The following is a 17,485-nucleotide window of genomic DNA, read 5'->3' on the forward strand; positions in this document are numbered from 1 at the left end:
ACAGGCACGTCACCATCAACGCTCCACGACCCGCTCCGGACACCGCCTCCGTGCCGAATCACCTCAACGAAGCACCTGCGAAAGACAGGACTAGGCTTGGGCCGTGGACAACTCGCCGTCGCAGGACGACCCGGGGCAGCCGCCGGTGCCGGCGCCCGTGCCCCTGACCAAGCCCGAACTCACGCCGCAGTCCCAGCCGGTGGCCGCGCCGCGGCCGTCGACCGCCCCGGTGGCGGACGCCGAGATGCGGGTCTCGGACGCCGACCGCGAGCGGATCGCGGAGCTGCTGCGGGACGCCTACGCGGAGGGGCGCCTGGACGCGGAGGAGCACGCGGAGCGGATCGGGGCCGCGTACGCCGCCAAGACCTTCGGCGACCTGGTCCCGCTGACCCGGGACCTTCCCGCCCACCGTTCGGTGTCCTTCGACAAGCCGCCGCTGGGCGCCGGGGAGCCCGCCACCGCGCCGGCCAGGCCGCTGCCGCCCGCGCGGCAGGAGGCCCCGTCCGTGGTGGCGATCTTCGGTGGCGCGGCCCGCAAGGGCCGCTGGCGGGTCGGCTCGCACCTGACGGCCTTCACGGCGTTCGGTGGGGTGGACATCGACCTCACGGACGCCGTGTTCGAGTCCCCGGAGGTGGAGATCACGGTGACCGCGATCTTCGGCGGGGTGGAGATCCGGGTGCCGGAGAACGTGAGCCTGCTCGGCTCGGGGGTCGGCATCTTCGGCGGCTTCGACGTCCGGGAGCAGACCGCGGCGGACCCGTACGCTCCGGTCGTGCGGGTCAAGGGCGTTGCCCTGTTCGGCGGTTGCAACGCCAAGCCGCGCCGGGGCAAGAAGCTCAAGGAGTGGGTGCGCAAGCAACTCGGCGCGGAATAGCCCTGATTGACCTGTCGAGTGCCCGGCCGGGGATCAACTCCCGGCCGGGCACTCGGCGTTGTGTCCGGTGCACTCCGTAGTCGATTGCGTGCAGTGTGCATGAATCGCGGCCGGGTGGGGTAGTTCCTTCCGCACATCGCTTCCCGTACGGCTGTGCACCGGAGGCGGCCCCGTGGCCGTCCCGGGCGTTGGACAGCGGGGGCTCGCAGCCGGGCGGGGGAGCGGGGTTCCCCCGTGTCCGAGAGCCTCGTCAGGAGTACGGCCGTGCTGCATCCGATCGAGTCCCGCACCACCTCGCCCGTCGCCGCCGCCCAGTTGCTGGAGCGTCGTCCGGCCGTCCGCCCCCAGCCGCAGCCCCCGGGCGGCACGGCGGGCACGGCCGCGGGTGAGGACAATCCGTGGCACACCGGTGCGGCCTGTCGGCGGGACGAGGCGGGGCTGTTCTTCGCGCCCTCGAAGGAGCCGACGGCGGCCCGGCTCTCCCGCGAGGAGCAGGCCAAGCAGGTGTGCGCCCGCTGCCCGGTGCTGCTGGAGTGCCGCGAGCACGCGCTGGCCCAGCCGGAGCCGTACGGGGTCTGGGGCGGGCTGACGGCCGCCGAGCGGCGGGTGGTGCTGGCCCGGCGGCGCCGCCGGGACGCGGAGCTGCGTGAGGCGGCCCGGGTGGCCACGGCCGGTCGTCGGATAGCCGGTTGACGGCGGGTCGAAGACCGGGCCGGGGGCGGGGCCGAAGGGCGACCCGGAGAACAGGCCGGCACGGCCCCGGCGGTCGGCCGGATACGCCTCGCGGCCTCGGCGGAGGGGGATTCCGCCGAGGCCGCGAGGTGAGCCGGTCGGGGCCGGGTCAGTTGGCGCGGTCGAAGTCGATCGCGCTGTAGGCCCGCAGCTTCGACAGCTTGTGGACGGAGTTGATCTCGCGGATCGTGCCGCTCTTGGAGCGCATCACCAGCGAGCTGGTGGTGGCGGTCTCCGAGCGGTAGTGCACGCCGCGCAGCAGCTCGCCGTCGGTGATGCCGGTGGCGACGAAGAACACGTTCTCGCCGCTGACCAGGTCGTCGGTGGTGAGCACCCGGTCCAGGTCGTGCCCGGCGTCGAGGGCCTTCTGCCGCTCGGCGTCGTCCTTGGGCCACAGTCGGCCCTGGATCACGCCGCCCATGCACTTCATCGCGCAGGCCGCGATGATGCCCTCCGGGGTGCCGCCGACGCCCATGAGCAGGTCGACACCGGTGCCCTCGCGGGCGGCCATGATGGCGCCGGCCACGTCGCCGTCGGAGATGAACTTGATCCGGGCGCCCGCCTCGCGGATCTCCCGGACCAGGCCGTCGTGGCGCGGGCGGTCGAGCACGACCACGGTGACGTCCTCGACGGCGCTGCCCTTGGCCTTGGCGACCCGGCGGATGTTGACGGCCGCAGGGGCGGTGATGTCGACGAACTCGGCGGCCTCCGGGCCCGCCACCAGCTTGTCCATGTAGAACACGGCGCTGGGGTCGAACATGGTGCCGCGGTCGGCCACGGCCAGCACGGCCACCGCGTTGTTCATGCCCTTGGCGGTCAGCGTGGTGCCGTCCACCGGGTCGACCGCGACGTCGCACTCGGCGCCGGTGCCGTCGCCGACCCGCTCGCCGTTGTAGAGCATCGGGGCTTCGTCCTTCTCGCCCTCGCCGATGACGACCACGCCGTTCATCGAGACGGTCGAGACGAGGGTGCGCATCGCCTTGACGGCGGCACCGTCGGCGCCGTTCTTGTCGCCCCGGCCGACCCACCGGCCGGCGGCCATCGCTGCCGCCTCGGTGACCCGGACGAGCTCGAGCGCGAGGTTCCGGTCCGGAGCCTCGGGCGCGACCTCCAGGGCACTGGGAAGGTGGTGCGGGTACTGCGTGGTCATCGTCGTTACCTCTCTGTACGCGACGGCCAGTGAGCGCCCGACTACTGCCTGGTCGAACGCCGTGGTGAGGGTGATGCGATCGTATCTGCCCACGAGATGACTGTCTGTGGCGCGGGTCGCCACCCTGTCGCGGAAACCACCGTTTCGTCCGGCTTCACCCGTACGTGCACACCCCGGGTGGTCCTGCCGGAACGTGGATGAGTCACCATGAGGGGGTGGCTGCAGAGAGCAAGGGCATGAGGGGTCGGCAGACCGTACGGGACATGGTCCTGTCGATGCTGGCGGTCGGTTTCGTGGTGTGGGTCGGTTACCTGTTCCTCCCGCACGACGCGAACAGCGACCCGGTGCACGTGGTCGAGTACAAGGTGGCGGCGGTCTCGGCGAAGCGCGCCGCGCCCTACCCGCTGCTGTCCCCGGACGGGCTGTCCGACAAGTGGCGGGCGACCTCGGTCAACTACACGCCGGCCGACCTCAACAACGGCAGGGGCAACGCCTGGCACCTGGGCTTCGTGACGCCCTCCGGCCAGTACGCGGCGGTCGAGCAGGCCGACGTCCCGCGCGACAAGCTGCTCGCCGACAAGGTCGCGGGCGCCCAGCCGGACGGCACCTCGGACGCCGCCGGGCACGCCTGGGAGCGGGTGCAGGGCGACAAGGCCCGCGCGCTGACCACCCAGAGCGGCTCGGCGACCACCCTGGTCACCGGCACCGCCTCCTACGAGGAGCTGGCCGAGCTGGCCCAGGCGCTCAAGTAGTCGCCCGTACGCGTGGAAGGGCCCGCACCGGACGAACCGGTGCGGGCCCTTCGTCGTCGCGGGGAGCGATCAGACCGTGGTGACGACCTGGTCGTACTCCAGGCGCGGGGAGCGCGGGAACCAGGCGTCGTCGCCAGGCTTGCCGATGTTGACCACGGCCAGCACCGAGTGGTCGCCGTCGCCGAAGAACTCCTTGTCGATGCCCTCGGCGTCGAAGCCGGTCATCGGGCCGGCGGCCAGGCCGGCGGCGCGCACGCCGATGATGAAGTAGGCGGCCTGGAGGGCGCCGTTCAGCTTGGCGGACTGCTCGCGGACGGCGCGCTCCGAGAAGAACACGTCCTTGGCCTGCGGGAAGTGCGGGAACTGGGTCGGCAGCTCCTCGTGGAACTCGTTGTCCGCGGCCAGGATGGCGACCAGCGGGGCGGCGGCGGTCTTGGCCTTGTTGCCGTCCGCCAGGTGCTGGACGAGGCGCTCGCGGCCCTCGGCGGAGCGGACCAGGACGACGCGCAGGGGCTGCTGGTTGAAGGCGGTCGGGCCGTACTTGACCAGGTCGTAGATGGCCTGGACCTGCTCCTCGGTGACCGGCTCGTCGGTGAAGGTGTTCGCGGTGCGGGCCTCGCGGAACAGCAGGTCCTGCGCGGCGGCGTCGAGTACCAGGGCGTCGGTGGTCATGCTTCTGCACCTCATGCGGGAGGGGGTTCGTCGGTGTGACCGGCGCGGCCGATCAGTCCCTCCAACATAGGTGAAGATTCAACGATTCCCCAAGGGAGTGTGACCCGCCTCACTCCCCGGCCGGGGGCGCGCCCTCCTCGGCGGCCAGCGCCGCGTCCAGCCGGGCCCGGGCGCCGTCCAGCCACCGCTGGCACACCTTCGCCAGCTGCTCGCCGCGCTCCCACAGCGCCAGCGACTCCTCGAGGGAGATCCCGCCGTTCTCCAGCTGCCGGACCACGTCCAGCAGCGCGTCCCGGGCGTGCTCGTAGCCCAGCGCGTCGTCCGGGGTCGGCGCCGTCGCGTCCTGCTGCTCCTGCTGTTCCTGCTGCTCTGCCATGCGAGCCAGCGTAGGGGCTGGTGCCGACAGGACGGCCCCCGCGCGACCCGTCATGCGGGTGCGCCCGGCGGACCGGCGGCGCTAGCCTCCGCCGCATGACCGAGGTCCGACCCGCCGTCCCCGCCGACGCCCCCGAACTCGTCCGGCTGCGCAACCTGATGTTCGAGGCGATGCCGAGCACGGCCGCCGTGGACGGCCCCGGACCCTGGCAGGACGCCGCCGAGCGGATGCTGCGCGAGCGCCTGGCCGTCCCGGCCGAGGAGCTGACCATGCCCTCCTTCGTCGTCGACGACCCGCGGCGGCCGGGCCGGCTCGCCGCCTGCGCCGTCGGCACCCTGGAGGAACGGCTGCCCTCGCCCGGCAACCCGGATGGCCTATTCGGCTTCGTCTTCAACATCTGCACCGACCCCGACCACCGGCTGCGCGGCTACGCCCGGGCCTGCACCGAGGCGCTGCTGCACTGGTTCGACGACCGCCGGGCGGGCCGGATCGACCTGCACGCCAGCAGCGGCGGCGAGGCGCTCTACCGCAGCCTCGGCTTCGGGGAGCACTCGATCGCGCTCTCCCGGCAGCGGTCCCACTGACTCGGGTCAGCCGCCCGCCACGGCCACGTCGAAGCCACCGCCCGCCACCCGGGCGTGCAACTCCTCCCCGGCCGCGACCTGCGCCGGGTCCGTCACCACCGTGCCGTCGCCCCGCTGAAGCACCGCGTAGCCGCGCTCCAGGGTGGCCGCCGGGGACAGCGCGACCACCCGGGCCAGGGTGTGTCCGAGGTCGCTCTGGGCGTGGTCCAGCCGGTGCCGCAGGGTGCGCCGGGCCCGCTCCAGCAGGCCCTCCACCTCCTGGCCGCGCCCGTCCAGCATCCGGTGCGGGGCGGCCAGCGCCGGGCGGCTGCGCAGCCCGTCCAGCCCGTGCTGCTCGCGCTCGACCCGGGCCTGCACGTGCCGGCGGGCGCGGTCGCGCAGTTGGCGTACCTTGGCCAGCTCCTCGCCGACGTCCGGAACCACCCGTTTGGCGGCATCGGTCGGGGTGGAGGCACGCAGGTCGGCGACGAAGTCCAGCAGCGGCTGGTCCGGCTCGTGTCCGATCGCGCTGACCACCGGCGTACGGGCGGCCGCGACCAGCCGCACCAGCCCCTCGTCCGAGAACGGCAGCAGGTCCTCCACGCTGCCGCCTCCCCGGGCCACGATGATCACGTCCACCTCGGGGTGCTCGTCCAGCTCACGGACGGCCGTGCTCACCCGCTCGACCGCGCTGACCCCCTGCACCGGGACGTTGCGCACCTCGAAGCGCACGGCCGGCCAGCGCCGCCGGGCGTTCTCCAGCACGTCGCGCTCGGCCGCCGAGCCGCGCCCGGTGACCAGCCCGACGCACTGCGGCAGGAAGGGCAGCCGCCGCTTGCGCTCGACCGCGAACAGGCCCTCCCCGGCGAGCCGCCGCTTCAGCTGCTCCAGCCGGGCCAGCAGCTCGCCCAGGCCCACCGGCCGGATCTCCGAGGCCCGCATCGACAGCTGCCCGCGGGCCGCGTACCACTCGGGCTTGGCGTGCACGACGACCCGCGCGCCCTCCTGCACCACGTCCGCGACGTCGTCGAACACCTTGCGGAAACAGGTCACCGTGAGCGACACGTCGGCCTGCGGGTCACGCAGGGTCAGGAACACCACGCCCGCCCCGGGGCGGCGGCTGAGCTGGGTGATCTGCCCCTCGACCCACACCGCGCCGAGCCGGTCGATCCAGCCGCCGATCAGCGCGGAGACCTTGCCGACCGGGAGCGGGGCTTCGGGGGAGCTGGTGTTGGCCATGCGTACGAGGCTAGCGGCGCCCGCCGACACCGTTCGCCGCGCCGCCCTGGACGCCGAGCACCACCAGGCCGACGGCCAGCCAGACCAGCCCGACCAGCTGCGCCGTCGTCGAGGCCTCGTAGACCACCGCACCGATCACCGCGATGCCCAGCACCGGGACGACCAGGTGGCGCAGCCGGTCCCGCGAGCCGTGCCGGACGGTGTACCAGCCGATCACCGAGGCGTGCAGCAGCGCGAAGGCGGTCAGCGCGCCCATGTTCACCACCGAGGTCAGTTGGTCCAGCCCGTCGTCCCGGTCGGCCGCCCACACGGCCGCCGCCATGGTGATCACCGCGGCGGTCAGCAGCGCCCGGCGCGGCACCGCGCTGCCCGGGTCGACCGCGCCGAGCACGCGCGGCAGCCGCCCGTCCCGGCCCATCGCGAAGACCAGCCGCCCGGCCGCCGCCTGCCCGGCCAGCGCCGCGAAGGCCGCGCCGATCGCCTTGCCGGCCGCCACCAGCACGTGCAGCCAGTGGCCGATGCCGCTCTCCACCGTGTCGTAGAAGGCCGAGCCCTGGGCGGCCGGATCGGCGGCCAGCTGCTGCGGGGCGGTCGGCTCCAGCACCGCCGCCAGGTAGGTCTGGGCGATGAACAGCGCCCCGGCCAGCGCCAGGCACCACAGCACCGCCCGGGCCACCGCGGCGGAGGCGCCGACCGCCTCCTCGACGAAGGTCGCGATCGCGTCGAAGCCCAGGTAGGAGAGCACCGCGACGGAGACCGCGGAGAGCACCGCGCTGAGCGAGAAGTCCCCGACGGCGGTGAACGGGGTCTCCCAGCCGCGCCGGGCGCCGTCCTGCGCCAGCACCACCACCGCCGCGGCCACGAACACCACCAGTACGGCGATCTCCAGCGCGAGCACCGCGAAGCCCACCGCGGCCGCCGTCCGCACCCCGATCAGGTTGAGCGCCGTGGTCACCACCACCGCGATCGCCGTCCACAGCCAGCGCGAGACCCCCGGCACCAGCGAGTGCAGCGCGATGCCGGAGAACAGGTAGGCCACCGCGGGGATCAGCAGGTAGTCCAGCATCGCCATCCACCCGGCGACGAACCCGGGCGCCTCGCCCAGCCCGGCCCGGGCGTAGGCGAACACCGAACCGGTCTGCGGCACCGCGCGCACCATCTGGGCGTACGAGAAGGCGGTGAAGCCCATCGCCACCGTCGCCATCAGGTAGACGGTGGCGACGGCGCCCTGGCTCTTGGCGTCCAGCACGCCGAACACGCCGACCGGGGCCATCGGGGCGATGAACAGCAGTCCGTAGACCATCAGATCGCGGACGCCCAGGGTGCGGCGAAGACCGCTCGGTGTCGGCTGATCGATCACAGCGCTCATAGAGACCACATTTGAGCATCGCGGTTCCATTGCGACCGGAAAGTGCCCACCATCGGCGCGGCTTCCTGCCGGGGGAGTCGGGGCTCCCGGTCGCCCGTACGATGGAGCCATGTCCAACACCGCGCAGCGCCGTGTCCTGCTCGCCGCCCCCCGGGGCTACTGCGCGGGTGTCGACCGCGCCGTGATCGCCGTGGAGAAGGCCCTGGAGCAGTACGGGGCGCCCATCTACGTCCGCAAGCAGATCGTCCACAACAAGTACGTGGTGCAGACCCTGGAGAAGAAGGGCGCGATCTTCGTCGACGAGACGGAGGAGGTGCCCGAGGGTTCGATCGTCGTGTTCTCCGCGCACGGTGTCGCCCCGGCCGTCCACGACGAGGCCCGGGCCGGCAAGCTCGCCACCGTCGACGCCACCTGCCCGCTGGTCACCAAGGTGCACAAGGAGGCCGTGCGCTTCGCCGACGAGGGCTACGACATCCTGCTGGTGGGCCACGAGGGCCACGAGGAGGTCATCGGCACCATGGGCGAGGCCCCGGACCGGATCCACCTGGTGGACGGGGCCGAGGACGTCGCCAACGTGCAGGTGCGGGACGAGTCCAAGATCGTCTGGCTGTCCCAGACCACGTTGTCGGTGGACGAGACCATGGCCACCGTCGGCGAGCTGAAGAAGCGCTTCCCGGCGCTGGTCAGCCCGCCCAGCGACGACATCTGCTACGCGACCCAGAACCGCCAGGTCGCGGTCAAGCAGCTGGCCCCGGAGACCGACCTGCTGATCGTGGTCGGCTCCAAGAACTCCTCCAACTCGGTCCGCCTGGTCGAGGTCGGCCTGGAGTACGGCGCCAAGGCGGCCCACCTGGTCGACTTCGCCGAGGAGATCCAGGAGTCCTGGCTGGAGGGCGTCACCACGGTCGGCCTGACCAGCGGCGCCTCGGTGCCGGAGGTCCTGGTCGACGGTGTGCTGGAGTTCCTGGCCGCCCGCGGCTACGACACGGTGGAGACGGTCAAGACCGCCGAGGAGCACCTGACCTTCTCGCTGCCCAAGGAACTGCGCCGCGACCTGCGCGCCGAGGCCGCGGGCAAGCTGTAGGCCGTCCGTGGAGGACCCGGCGCCCGGTGCGGGCGCCGGGTCCTCCTGCTGTGCGCCCCCGCCCGGGCTCTCGTAGCTTTGTGCCTTCAGGCTGCGTTTCATGCACAGGCTGTGGATGAACCGGTCCGCGGCCGGACGGCGGAGGGTGGAGCGATGACGGCGGTATTCGGCGTGGACATCGGCGGCTCGGGCATCAAGGGCGCCCCGGTCGACCTCGCCCGGGGCGTGCTGGCCCAGGAGCGGCACAAGGTGCTCACCCCGCAGCCGTCCGAACCCGAGGCCGTGGTCGCGGCCGTCCGCGAGGTGGTCCGGCACTTCGACCACCAGGGCCCGGTCGGGCTGACCTTCCCCGGCGTGGTGGTCGGCGGCCACACCAGGACCGCGGCCAACGTGGACAAGGGCTGGATCGGGCTGGACGCCGCGCGCCTGTTCCGCGAGGCGCTGGACCTGCCCGCGACCGTCCTCAACGACGCGGACGCGGCCGGCCTCGCCGAGACCGCGCACGGCGCGGGGCGGGGCGAGCCGGGCGTGGTGCTGGTGCTCACCTTCGGTACCGGCATCGGCAGCGCGCTCTTCGTCGACGGCACGCTGGTGCCCAACACCGAGCTGGGCCACCTGGAACTGCGCGGCAAGGACGCGGAGCGCCGGGCCTCCTCGGCGGCCAAGGAGCGGCACGACCTGAGCTGGGAGCAGTGGGCCGGGCGGGTCGACGAGTACCTGGACCTGGTGGAGATGCTGTTCTCGCCGCAGCTGGTGGTGATCGGCGGCGGGGTGAGCCGCAAGCACCAGAATTTCCTGCCGCTGCTGAAGGACCGCGAGGCGAGGGTGGTGCCGGCGGAGCTGCGCAACGACGCGGGGATCGTCGGGGCCGCCATGGCGGCGGCCCGGGCGGCGCGCTGACCGCTCGCGGTGCCCACGGCCCCGTGCCGGCGGCCCCGCGCCCGGACGGTCAGCGGGAGCGGTGGATCCGGCGCTGGGCGACGAAGCGGGCGAGCACGATCAGCGCGGCCAGCCCGGTTCCGGAGAACAGCCAGCCGGCCCGTAGCGCCAGCCCGGTGGCCAGCGCCACCACCTGGGCGGTGATGCCCGAGGAGCTGACCGGCGCGAGCAGCAGCAGGGCCAGCGCGAAGGCGATCGGCCCGCTGATCGGGGCGGCCAGCAGGTCGGCGTAGCGGACCCGGACGGCCAGCTGGAAGCAGACGGCCAGGTAGCCGAGGCCGAACAGCCAGCCGAGGTCGTCGGAGAGCAGCCGGTCCAGACCCGCCACCGCGAGCGTGGCCAGCACCGCGGCCACGCCGGTGCCGATCGCGGTCAGCCGGGTCGGCCGGCCGGTCCGGCGCCGCCCGTACACCCGCAGCCGCCGCTGTGCGGACGGGCGTGCCGCCGTGGGCCGGTCGGCCGTCGGGCGCAGCCGGATGGGGGGAGTGGCGGGGGCCCGGGTGCTCTCGGGAGCCCGGCCGGGACCGGGGACGGCGGCCGGGGCCGCGCCGGTCGGCGGACGGCGTCTGGGCCCTGGCGGCTGGGTACGGGTGCTCTGCTCCACCCGCCCAACGTACGGTCCGATCATCGCCACACTGTGTAATGGACCGTTCAGGCCTTGTCCCGTGTCTTCGGATGGCGTACTCCTGTGATCGTCACTCAAGACGCTGACCTGCGGCTGAGTGCGTGATCATCCGATGACCGCCCAGGGGGACTGGCATGACCGCCGACTTCACCTTCGAACGCCTCGACCACTTCCAGCTCGACATCCCGGCCGGCGCCGAGGACGAGTGCCGGGCCTTCTGGTCCGGCGTGCTCGGCATGACCGAACTCCAGAAGCCGCCGGTGCTGGCGGCCCGCGGTGGCTGCTGGTTCCGCGGCGGGGGCGTCGAGGTGCACCTCGGCGTCACCCCGGACTTCCGCCCGGCCCGCAAGGGGCACCCGGGCATCCTGGTCCGCTCGCTGGACGCCCTGGCCGAGCGGCTCACCGCGCACGGCCACGAGGTGACCTGGGACGACAACCACCCCGGCCACCGCCGCTTCTACTCCGCCGACAAGCTGGGCAACCGGCTGGAGTTCCTGGAGCCGCTGCCGGCCCCGACCGAGGCGTGAGGCGTACGGAGCGCTGCCCGTAGACTTGGGGGTCGGCCCGTACGGTGCCGACCCAACTCCTCCAAGCCCACGGGACTGCGCTTCATGTCGCTCACGATCGGAATCGTCGGCCTGCCGAACGTCGGCAAGTCGACCCTGTTCAACGCCCTGACCAAGAACGACGTGCTGGCGGCCAACTACCCGTTCGCCACCATCGAGCCGAACGTCGGCGTCGTCGGCGTCCCGGACGAGCGGCTGGCCAAGCTCGCCGAGATCTTCGGCTCGCAGCGCATCCTCCCGGCCACCGTCGACTTCGTCGACATCGCCGGCATCGTGCGCGGCGCCAGCGAGGGCGAGGGCCTGGGCAACAAGTTCCTCGCCAACATCCGCGAGTCGGACGCGATCTGCCAGGTCGTGCGCGCCTTCACCGACCCGGACGTGGTGCACGTGGACGGCAAGGTGTCGCCCAAGGACGACATCGAGACCATCCACACCGAGCTGATCCTGGCCGACCTCCAGACCATCGAGAAGGTCCTGCCGCGACTCCAGAAGGAGGCCCGCCTCAAGAAGGAGACCGCCTCCGTGCTGGCCGCCGCCGAGGCAGCGCAGGCGATCCTGGAGACCGGCAAGACCCTCTTCGAGGCCGGCTTCGACACCACCCCGATCCGCGAGCTGCACCTGCTGACCGCCAAGCCCTTCCTCTACGTCTTCAACGTGGACGAGGACGAGCTGGCCGACGAGGAGTTCAAGAACGCCCAGCGGGAGCTGGTCGCCCCGGCCGAGGCGATCTTCCTCAACGCCAAGATCGAGTCCGAGCTGATCGAGCTCGACGACGCCGAGGCCCTCGAACTGCTCCAGTCCATGGGCCAGGACGAGCCCGGCCTGGCCACCCTCGCCCGGGTCGGCTTCGACACCCTCGGCCTGCAGACCTACCTCACGGCCGGCCCCAAGGAAACCCGCGCCTGGACCATCAAGAAGGGCGCCACCGCCCCCGAGGCCGCCGGTGTCATCCACACCGACTTCCAGAAGGGCTTCATCAAGGCCGAGGTGATCGCCTTCGCCGACCTGGTCGAGGCCGGCTCCACCGCCGAGGCCCGCGCCAAGGGCAAGGCCCGCATCGAGGGCAAGGAGTACGTCATGCAGGACGGCGACGTGGTGGAGTTCCGCTTCAACGTCTGACCGGCAGTGCAACTCCCGTTCAAGGGGCCGGACTTCCGCTCGGAAGTCCGGCCCCTTCGGTGTTCGTGGTCAGGCTTCGACGGTGAGGGTCAGGGTGCCGTCGGTGGCGGGGATGACGGTGACGGCGTCGAGGGTGGGGGCGAGGGCGTCGGGGCGGTGGGCGGCGGCGCGGGGTCCGATGCCGATGACGCGCATGCCGGCCGCGCGGGCGGCGGCGATGCCGGCGCCGGAGTCCTCGAAGGCGAGGCAGTCGGCGGGGGCGAAGCCGAGGGCGGCGGCGCCCTTGAGGAAGCCCTCGGGGTCGGGCTTGCTGGCGCCGACGGACTCGGCGGTGACCAGGACGGGCGGCATCGGGAGGCCGGCGGCGTCCATCCGGATCCGGGCGAGCGGCAGGTCGGCGGAGGTGACCAGGGCGTGCGGCAGGCCGGCCAGCGAGGCGAGGAAGGCGTCGGCGCCGGGCACCTGGACGACGCCCTCGGTGTCGGCGCGCTCCTCGGCGAGCATCTGCTCGTTCTCGGCGAGATTGACCTCGACCGGGCGGTCCGGCAGCAGTTCGGCCATGGTCGCGTGGCCCTGGCGGCCGTGGACGACGGTGAGCGCCGCGACGGGGTCGAGGCCGTGCCGCTCGGCCCAGCGGCTCCAGCAGCGCTCGACCACGGCGTCGGAGTTGACCAGGGTGCCGTCCATGTCGAGAAGGAGGGCGCGGGCGGTGAACCGGGCGGGGGTGGCGGGCACGGGGCGGCTCCGGGGAGGGAGAATGGCGGCAGGCGTCGGCGAAGACGAGCCCTTTGTTTCTCAATGATACAAAAGATCATCCGAGCAGGTGGGCGTTGACCGCCCGGGCCTCCTCGGCCAGCTCCGGCAGCTCCACCACCTCGACCCCGGCCGCCTCCAGCAGCGCCGTGCCCTGGCAGTCCGTGACGAACAGGTCCGGCTCACGCCAGGCCACCACCACCCGGGGCACCCCCGCCGCGATGATCAGCCGGGCGCACGGCACCGGCCGGGAGGCGCGCTGCCCGCAGGGCTCCAAGCTGCTGTAGACGGTCGCCCCGCGCAGCCGGGGATCGCCGGCCGGGAGCTTGGCCAGGGCTGCCTCCTCGGCGTGGTCGTGCCCGTCCGTCTCCCGGCTGAAGCCCTCCGCCAGCACCCGGCCGTCGGCGCCGACGATCACCGCCCCGACCGAGAAGGCCGTCCCGGAGGGCGGGCAGCGACGGGACAGTTCGACGGCCCGTCGCAGGTGGTCGAGGTCGGCGTTCGCCGGGTCGTTCGTCACGGGGCGGTTCACGGCGCGGGCTCCTTCGGGGCGTACCTGAGCAGGACGACGTCGCCCACCGTACGTGCCTCCAGCAGCCGCATCCGCCGGGCCGGGCCGCCCGGGAACGCGGCCGGGCGGACGAACCTCGGCGCCCCGGCCTGGCCGACCAGCAGTGGGGCGACGGCCAGCTGGAGCTCGTCCGCCAGCCCCCGGGCGAGGAACTGGGTGTGCACCCCGCCGCCGCCCTCGACCATCAGCCGGCGCACTCCGCGCGCGCCCAGGTCGTCCAGCACCGCGCCGAGGTCCACCGAGTCGCCGAGCGCGACCACCTCGGCCAGCCCGTCGAGCCCGGGCCGCAGCACGGCCGCGCCGGCCTCCGTGGTGTAGGCGAGCTTCGCGCCGCCGGTGTGCCAGAACCGCAGCCCGGCGTCGAGGGCGCCGCTCGCGCTGAGCGTCACCTTCAGCGGGTACTCCGGTCGCCCGGCCGCCAGCCGGGCGGCCCGGCGCGCGGGGTCGTTGACCAGCAGCCGCGGATTGTCTGCGCGCAGGGTGTTGCCGCCGACCAGGATCGCGTCGGCCGCCGCGCGCTCCTCGTCGACCCGGTCGAAGTCGGCGGCGTTGGAGAGCAGCAGGCGGTCGGGGGAGGCGTCGTCGAGGTGGCCGTCGAGCGACACGGCGGCGCTCAGCAGGACGAAGGGGCGCTGGCCGGGGCCGGGCATGGGCGGGGACCGTTCTGTCGGGGCCGTTCGGTCGGGCGCCTCCACGGTACGGCGGCCGGGTGCGGCCGGTCCGTCCGATGGTCGCCATGTGAGACGGTTCTTCTCGCCATGCGGGATGCGGCGTAGCGTCGGGGGCGTCGCGGAAACGGATGACCGACCACGCCTCAGGGGGACCACATGCCCGCACCGCAGCCTGCCGCCGCCTACACCCACGGCCACCAGGAGGCGGTGCTGCGCTCGCACCGCTCCCGTACCGCGGCCGACTCGGCCGCCTACCTGCTGGACCGACTGCGGCCGGGGCAGGCACTGCTGGACGTGGGCTGCGGCCCCGGCACGATCACCGCCGACCTGGCCGAGCTGGTCGGCCCCGACGGCCGGGTGGTGGCCGTGGACACCTCCGCCGAGGTACTGGAGCAGGCCGCCGGGTACGCCGCCGGGCGCGGCCTGTCCAACGTGGTGTTCGAACTCGCGGACGTGCACCGACTGCCCTACCGGGACGGTGAGTTCGACGTGGTGCACGCCCACCAGGTGCTGCAGCACGTGGCCGACCCGGTGGCCGCGCTGCGCGAGATGCGCCGGGTGACGGCACCCGGCGGGGTGGTCGCGGCCCGGGACGTCGACTACGCCTCGATGACCTGGTTCCCGGAGGCGCCCGCGCTGGACCGCTGGCTGGAGCTGTACCGCCGGACCGCCCGCGCCAACGGCGGCGAGCCGGACGCCGGGCGGCGGCTGCTGTCCTGGGCCCGCGCGGCAGGCCTCACCGAGGTCACCGTGAGCGCCGGCACCTGGACCTTCGCGACGCCCGAGCGGCGCGACTGGTGGGGCGGCATGTGGGCGGACCGGGTGACCGGTACGGCCTTCGGCAGGACGGCGGTGGACCGGGGCTTCGCGGACCGGGGCGAGCTGGAACGGATCGCGGAGGGCTGGCGGGAGTGGAGCGCCGCCGAGGACGGATGGTTCTCGATGATCCACGGCGAGATCCTGGCCCGGGTCTGAGCGGGCGGACGGGGGCGCCGACACCCGGGCGGGCGTTCGGAAAGATCAGGTAAAGTCGCGCGACCGTTCGCATCGGGCCCGCCCGGCCCGGGCGGCGGCGCCGAAGCCGAAACGCCGAGTCGCGGCCCGCCCCGGGCGGGCAGGGGGAGTCCACGTGTCCGAGCCTGAGTCCGAGCTGCCCCCCGCTCCGGGGCCGGACCCGCGGGTGGACTTCCGCAAGGAGCCGGACGCCGAGGACCTGGAGGCCGGGGACCCGAAGGCCGAGAGCGCCGGTTCGAAGGACACGGAGCCCTCGGAGGCTCCGGCGCCGAAGGAGCTCGCCGACCCGTGGGCCCCGCCGGCCGAGCGACCCGCGCAGGCCGCCCCGGGTTCGTCGCAGGCCCCGCCCCAGCCGCCGCCCCCACCGCTGCCCGCCGGCGGGTGGGCCTCGGTGTCGCCCCCCGCCGGGTCCGGCCTCCGGCCCGGCCACCCGTACGCCAACCCCAACCCCGACGCCGACCCGAACCCGTACCCGTACCCGCCGTACGCCCAGAGCCCGTACCACCCGTACGACCCGCAGCCGGAGCCGCGTACCAACGGCTTCGCCGTCGGCTCCCTGGCGACCGGCCTGAGCCTGCTCTCGCCGGTGGCCCTGGTGTTCGGGATCGTCGCGCTGGTCCAGATCAACCGCCGCGGGCAGCGCGGCCGCGGCATGGCGGTGACCGGTCTGGTGCTCGGGGTGGTGGGCACGCTGCTGCTGTCGCTCGCCCTGGGCGCGGGGGACTTCAGCTCCGCGCGGGACGGGCGCGGCGGCGGGTACGCCCAGAAGCCCCCGGCCGGGTCGGTCCGCTGGTCCGCGCTGAAGGCTGGGGACTGCTACAACTCACCCGGGGTGAGCGGCAAGACGGACGAGAACGGCGACGAGACGGTCTACTGGGTGCGCCGGGTGGCCTGCTCGGACCCGCACCACGGCGAGGTGGCCGGCACCGCCGGGATCGCCGACAGCGGCGGCCCGTACCCGGGCGCGACCGTCGTGCGCGAGCGCGCCGCCACGCTGTGCCGCACGGTGCTCGACGACTACGCGGTGGACCAGTGGGCCGTTCCGGACGGCATGGACGACGTCTACCTCTACCCGAGCGCGGGCAACTGGGCGGCCGGCGAACGGTACGTCACCTGCGCCTTCGAGGACCGCGACGACCAGCACCTGGGGACGGTCCGCACCGACCGCCGCGCCCTGACCTCCGTTCAGCTGGCCTACCTGGACGCCGTCCGGGGCTTCGGCGCGGTCTACGCGGACGAGCCGAAGAAGGACGTGGCCGTCGCCGAGGCCGAGTACCGGTCCTGGGCCCGGCGGATGGCCGCCGCCTCGCGGGCGGAGGCCGCCGCGCTGCGCAAGTCGACCGCCGAGTGGCCGACCGACATCCAGCCGAAGGTCGACAAGCTGGCCGCGGCCCAGACCCAGGCGGCCGCCGGCTGGGACGCCGTGGCCTCCGGCGACGACGTGTCGGGCGACCTGCGCCGGGTCCGGGCGCTGATCGCCAAGACCGTGCCGGTCAACGTGGAGATCCGGCGCTCGCTCGGCCTGTCCACCGGCGAGCAGGTGCCCGACCTCCGGGCCTGAGCCGGTCCGCCGGTCCGCTGTCCCGACGGTCCGCAGGTTCCACCGCCGGTCCGTCGGTTACGCAGCGTTAACACCGCCCGTACCTGCCGGTAGCGTGCGACCCGTAGGGTCAGCGGGTGTCCCCGGCCCGACCCCCACGCCGGCCGGGGACAGCCGGGGACGCCGGCCGGGGCGGCCCGGTACCCTCCCCGCATGGGCACCTTCCGGGTGATGCGGCAGGACGACAACGGCAACCGCTTCCTGGTCGCCAAGGGCCTGGCCGAGGCCGAGGCGCGGCGCGTGGCGGACGAGTTCGAGGCGCGCGGCCACAAGCAGATGTACTGGGTCGAGTCCGAGTCCGCCGACCCCGCCCCGTAGGGTCGCGGCATGGAACAGACCGGCCCCACCCCCGACGCCACCCCGCTGCGGATCGTCGTCGGCGGCGCGCTGATCCGCGACGGCCGGGTGCTCGCCGCCCGGCGCAGCGCGCCCGCCCCGGTGGCCGGGCGCTGGGAGTTCCCCGGCGGCAAGGCCGAGCCCGGGGAGACCGAGGCGCAGACGCTGGAGCGCGAACTGCTGGAGGAGCTGGGCGTACGGGCGCGCGCACTGCGGCGGCTGCCCGGCGCGTGGAGCGTGCGCCCGGGGCTGGAGCTGAGGTTCTGGGCCGCCGAGCTGCTGGCCGGCGAGCCCAGCCCCCTCGCGGACCACGACGAGCTGCGCTGGCTGGGACCGGCGGAGCTGGACTCGGTGGACTGGATCGACCACGACCGCGAGGTGCTCCCGCACGTCGCCGGACTGCTCGCGCCGACGGACGACGCGCAAGCCGCCAGATAGGTCAATCGGACAAGACGACCCTGCGGCCGGGATAGCCTGGGT

General features: G+C 73.8%; 19 protein-coding genes and 1 pseudogene. 12 read left to right on the forward strand and 8 right to left on the reverse strand.

What is annotated here, in order from left to right; genetic code table 11:
- Nucleotides 1–103 precede the first annotated feature (103 nt).
- On the forward strand, nt 104–874 hold the full coding sequence (locus tag ACH4J0_RS28450) for a DUF1707 domain-containing protein (protein WP_396243464.1): 771 nt from the start codon (nt 104–106) through the stop codon (nt 872–874).
- 315 nt (nt 875–1,189) lie between these two features.
- A complete protein-coding gene (locus ACH4J0_RS28455; protein ID WP_396243567.1) occupies nt 1,190–1,567 on the forward strand; it encodes a WhiB family transcriptional regulator in 378 nt (125 codons plus the stop codon).
- A gap of 148 nt (nt 1,568–1,715) precedes the next feature.
- On the opposite strand, the gene glpX is transcribed toward ACH4J0_RS28455, so the two are convergent.
- The gene (gene glpX, locus ACH4J0_RS28460; RefSeq protein ID WP_355670922.1) at nt 1,716–2,756 is read right to left on the reverse strand and encodes a class II fructose-bisphosphatase; all 1,041 of its coding nucleotides are present in this window, start codon (nt 2,754–2,756) and stop codon (nt 1,716–1,718) included.
- A 215-nt stretch (nt 2,757–2,971) separates the two neighbouring features.
- Between glpX and ACH4J0_RS28465 the strand changes: the two genes are divergently transcribed.
- The gene (locus ACH4J0_RS28465) at nt 2,972–3,508 is read left to right on the forward strand and encodes a DUF4245 domain-containing protein (protein WP_396243465.1); all 537 of its coding nucleotides are present in this window, start codon (nt 2,972–2,974) and stop codon (nt 3,506–3,508) included.
- Nucleotides 3,509–3,577: 69 nt separating this feature from the next.
- On the opposite strand, the gene ACH4J0_RS28470 is transcribed toward ACH4J0_RS28465, so the two are convergent.
- A complete protein-coding gene (locus ACH4J0_RS28470) occupies nt 3,578–4,180 on the reverse strand; it encodes a malonic semialdehyde reductase (protein ID WP_396243467.1) in 603 nt (200 codons plus the stop codon).
- A gap of 109 nt (nt 4,181–4,289) precedes the next feature.
- The gene (locus tag ACH4J0_RS28475) at nt 4,290–4,556 is read right to left on the reverse strand and encodes an exodeoxyribonuclease VII small subunit (RefSeq protein ID WP_396243468.1); all 267 of its coding nucleotides are present in this window, start codon (nt 4,554–4,556) and stop codon (nt 4,290–4,292) included.
- Between the two features lie 95 nt (nt 4,557–4,651).
- Between ACH4J0_RS28475 and ACH4J0_RS28480 the strand changes: the two genes are divergently transcribed.
- Complete coding sequence (locus ACH4J0_RS28480) at nt 4,652–5,140, forward strand: GNAT family N-acetyltransferase (RefSeq protein WP_396243469.1); 489 nt, start codon at nt 4,652–4,654, stop codon at nt 5,138–5,140.
- A gap of 6 nt (nt 5,141–5,146) precedes the next feature.
- Here ACH4J0_RS28480 and xseA read toward each other — a convergent pair whose 3' ends face one another.
- On the reverse strand, nt 5,147–6,358 hold the full coding sequence (xseA, locus tag ACH4J0_RS28485) for an exodeoxyribonuclease VII large subunit (RefSeq protein ID WP_396243471.1): 1,212 nt from the start codon (nt 6,356–6,358) through the stop codon (nt 5,147–5,149).
- Between the two features lie 10 nt (nt 6,359–6,368).
- Nucleotides 6,369–7,727, reverse strand: a complete 1,359-nt coding sequence (locus tag ACH4J0_RS28490; RefSeq protein WP_396243473.1) for an APC family permease — start codon at nt 7,725–7,727, stop codon at nt 6,369–6,371.
- 109 nt (nt 7,728–7,836) lie between these two features.
- On the opposite strand from ACH4J0_RS28490, the gene ACH4J0_RS28495 reads away from it, so the two are divergent.
- Nucleotides 7,837–8,811: a 4-hydroxy-3-methylbut-2-enyl diphosphate reductase gene (locus tag ACH4J0_RS28495; RefSeq protein ID WP_396243474.1), complete on the forward strand. Its 975-nt coding sequence runs from the start codon at nt 7,837–7,839 to the stop codon at nt 8,809–8,811.
- A 153-nt stretch (nt 8,812–8,964) separates the two neighbouring features.
- On the forward strand, nt 8,965–9,711 hold the full coding sequence (gene ppgK / locus ACH4J0_RS28500) for a polyphosphate--glucose phosphotransferase (protein ID WP_396243476.1): 747 nt from the start codon (nt 8,965–8,967) through the stop codon (nt 9,709–9,711).
- 49 nt (nt 9,712–9,760) lie between these two features.
- Here the strand turns inward: ppgK and ACH4J0_RS28505 are convergent, their stop codons facing one another.
- A complete protein-coding gene (locus ACH4J0_RS28505; RefSeq protein ID WP_396243477.1) occupies nt 9,761–10,378 on the reverse strand; it encodes a DUF6542 domain-containing protein in 618 nt (205 codons plus the stop codon).
- 131 nt (nt 10,379–10,509) lie between these two features.
- Here ACH4J0_RS28505 and ACH4J0_RS28510 point away from each other — a divergent pair, with 131 nt between their 5' ends.
- Together ACH4J0_RS28510 and ychF are read left to right on the forward strand one after the other, a co-directional pair.
- Nucleotides 10,510–10,902 carry a VOC family protein gene (locus ACH4J0_RS28510; RefSeq protein ID WP_396243478.1) on the forward strand — a complete coding sequence of 131 codons (393 nt, stop codon included), beginning with the start codon at nt 10,510–10,512 and terminating at the stop codon, nt 10,900–10,902.
- Between the two features lie 84 nt (nt 10,903–10,986).
- Nucleotides 10,987–12,060: a redox-regulated ATPase YchF gene (gene ychF / locus ACH4J0_RS28515; protein WP_396243480.1), complete on the forward strand. Its 1,074-nt coding sequence runs from the start codon at nt 10,987–10,989 to the stop codon at nt 12,058–12,060.
- A gap of 69 nt (nt 12,061–12,129) precedes the next feature.
- On the opposite strand, the gene ACH4J0_RS28520 is transcribed toward ychF, so the two are convergent.
- Both ACH4J0_RS28520 and ACH4J0_RS28525 read right to left on the reverse strand, forming a co-directional pair.
- Nucleotides 12,130–12,747, reverse strand: coding sequence for an HAD-IA family hydrolase (locus tag ACH4J0_RS28520; protein ID WP_396243568.1), 618 nt, complete (start codon nt 12,745–12,747; stop codon nt 12,130–12,132).
- Between the two features lie 124 nt (nt 12,748–12,871).
- Nucleotides 12,872–14,034, reverse strand: a pseudogene (locus tag ACH4J0_RS28525) (dihydrofolate reductase family protein).
- A gap of 177 nt (nt 14,035–14,211) precedes the next feature.
- Here ACH4J0_RS28525 and ACH4J0_RS28530 point away from each other — a divergent pair.
- The 4 genes from ACH4J0_RS28530 (at nt 14,212) to ACH4J0_RS28545 (ending at nt 17,443) form a co-directional block, all read left to right on the forward strand.
- Nucleotides 14,212–15,030 (forward strand): methyltransferase domain-containing protein, encoded by an 819-nt coding sequence (locus ACH4J0_RS28530; RefSeq protein WP_396243481.1) that lies wholly within the window; start codon nt 14,212–14,214, stop codon nt 15,028–15,030.
- Between the two features lie 154 nt (nt 15,031–15,184).
- Nucleotides 15,185–16,630: a DUF4190 domain-containing protein gene (locus ACH4J0_RS28535; protein ID WP_396243482.1), complete on the forward strand. Its 1,446-nt coding sequence runs from the start codon at nt 15,185–15,187 to the stop codon at nt 16,628–16,630.
- A 192-nt stretch (nt 16,631–16,822) separates the two neighbouring features.
- Nucleotides 16,823–16,987: an SPOR domain-containing protein gene (locus tag ACH4J0_RS28540; protein WP_396243484.1), complete on the forward strand. Its 165-nt coding sequence runs from the start codon at nt 16,823–16,825 to the stop codon at nt 16,985–16,987.
- A gap of 9 nt (nt 16,988–16,996) precedes the next feature.
- Complete coding sequence (locus tag ACH4J0_RS28545) at nt 16,997–17,443, forward strand: NUDIX domain-containing protein (protein ID WP_396243485.1); 447 nt, start codon at nt 16,997–16,999, stop codon at nt 17,441–17,443.
- The last annotated feature ends 42 nt before the right edge of the window (nt 17,444–17,485 follow it).

The organism is Kitasatospora sp. NPDC017646 (genome assembly GCF_044329365.1).
Classification (GTDB): Bacteria; Actinomycetota; Actinomycetes; order Streptomycetales; family Streptomycetaceae; genus Kitasatospora.

Bases quoted from the DNA above. Each gene is read 5' to 3' on its own strand.
- glpX (WP_355670922.1), bottom strand. From the start codon at position 2,756: ATGACCACGCAGTACCCGCACCACCTTCCCAGTGCCCTGGAGGTCGCG.
- ACH4J0_RS28470 (WP_396243467.1), bottom strand. From the start codon at position 4,180: ATGACCACCGACGCCCTGGTACTCGACGCCGCCGCGCAGGACCTGCTG.
- ACH4J0_RS28475 (WP_396243468.1), bottom strand. From the start codon at position 4,556: ATGGCAGAGCAGCAGGAACAGCAGGAGCAGCAGGACGCGACGGCGCCG.
- ACH4J0_RS28480 (WP_396243469.1), top strand. From the start codon at position 4,652: ATGACCGAGGTCCGACCCGCCGTCCCCGCCGACGCCCCCGAACTCGTC.
- xseA (WP_396243471.1), bottom strand. From the start codon at position 6,358: ATGGCCAACACCAGCTCCCCCGAAGCCCCGCTCCCGGTCGGCAAGGTC.
- ACH4J0_RS28490 (WP_396243473.1), bottom strand. From the start codon at position 7,727: ATGAGCGCTGTGATCGATCAGCCGACACCGAGCGGTCTTCGCCGCACC.
- ACH4J0_RS28495 (WP_396243474.1), top strand. From the start codon at position 7,837: ATGTCCAACACCGCGCAGCGCCGTGTCCTGCTCGCCGCCCCCCGGGGC.
- ppgK (WP_396243476.1), top strand. From the start codon at position 8,965: ATGACGGCGGTATTCGGCGTGGACATCGGCGGCTCGGGCATCAAGGGC.
- ACH4J0_RS28505 (WP_396243477.1), bottom strand. From the start codon at position 10,378: ATGATCGGACCGTACGTTGGGCGGGTGGAGCAGAGCACCCGTACCCAG.
- ACH4J0_RS28510 (WP_396243478.1), top strand. From the start codon at position 10,510: ATGACCGCCGACTTCACCTTCGAACGCCTCGACCACTTCCAGCTCGAC.
- ychF (WP_396243480.1), top strand. From the start codon at position 10,987: ATGTCGCTCACGATCGGAATCGTCGGCCTGCCGAACGTCGGCAAGTCG.
- ACH4J0_RS28520 (WP_396243568.1), bottom strand. From the start codon at position 12,747: ATGGACGGCACCCTGGTCAACTCCGACGCCGTGGTCGAGCGCTGCTGG.
- ACH4J0_RS28530 (WP_396243481.1), top strand. From the start codon at position 14,212: ATGCCCGCACCGCAGCCTGCCGCCGCCTACACCCACGGCCACCAGGAG.
- ACH4J0_RS28540 (WP_396243484.1), top strand. From the start codon at position 16,823: ATGGGCACCTTCCGGGTGATGCGGCAGGACGACAACGGCAACCGCTTC.
- ACH4J0_RS28545 (WP_396243485.1), top strand. From the start codon at position 16,997: ATGGAACAGACCGGCCCCACCCCCGACGCCACCCCGCTGCGGATCGTC.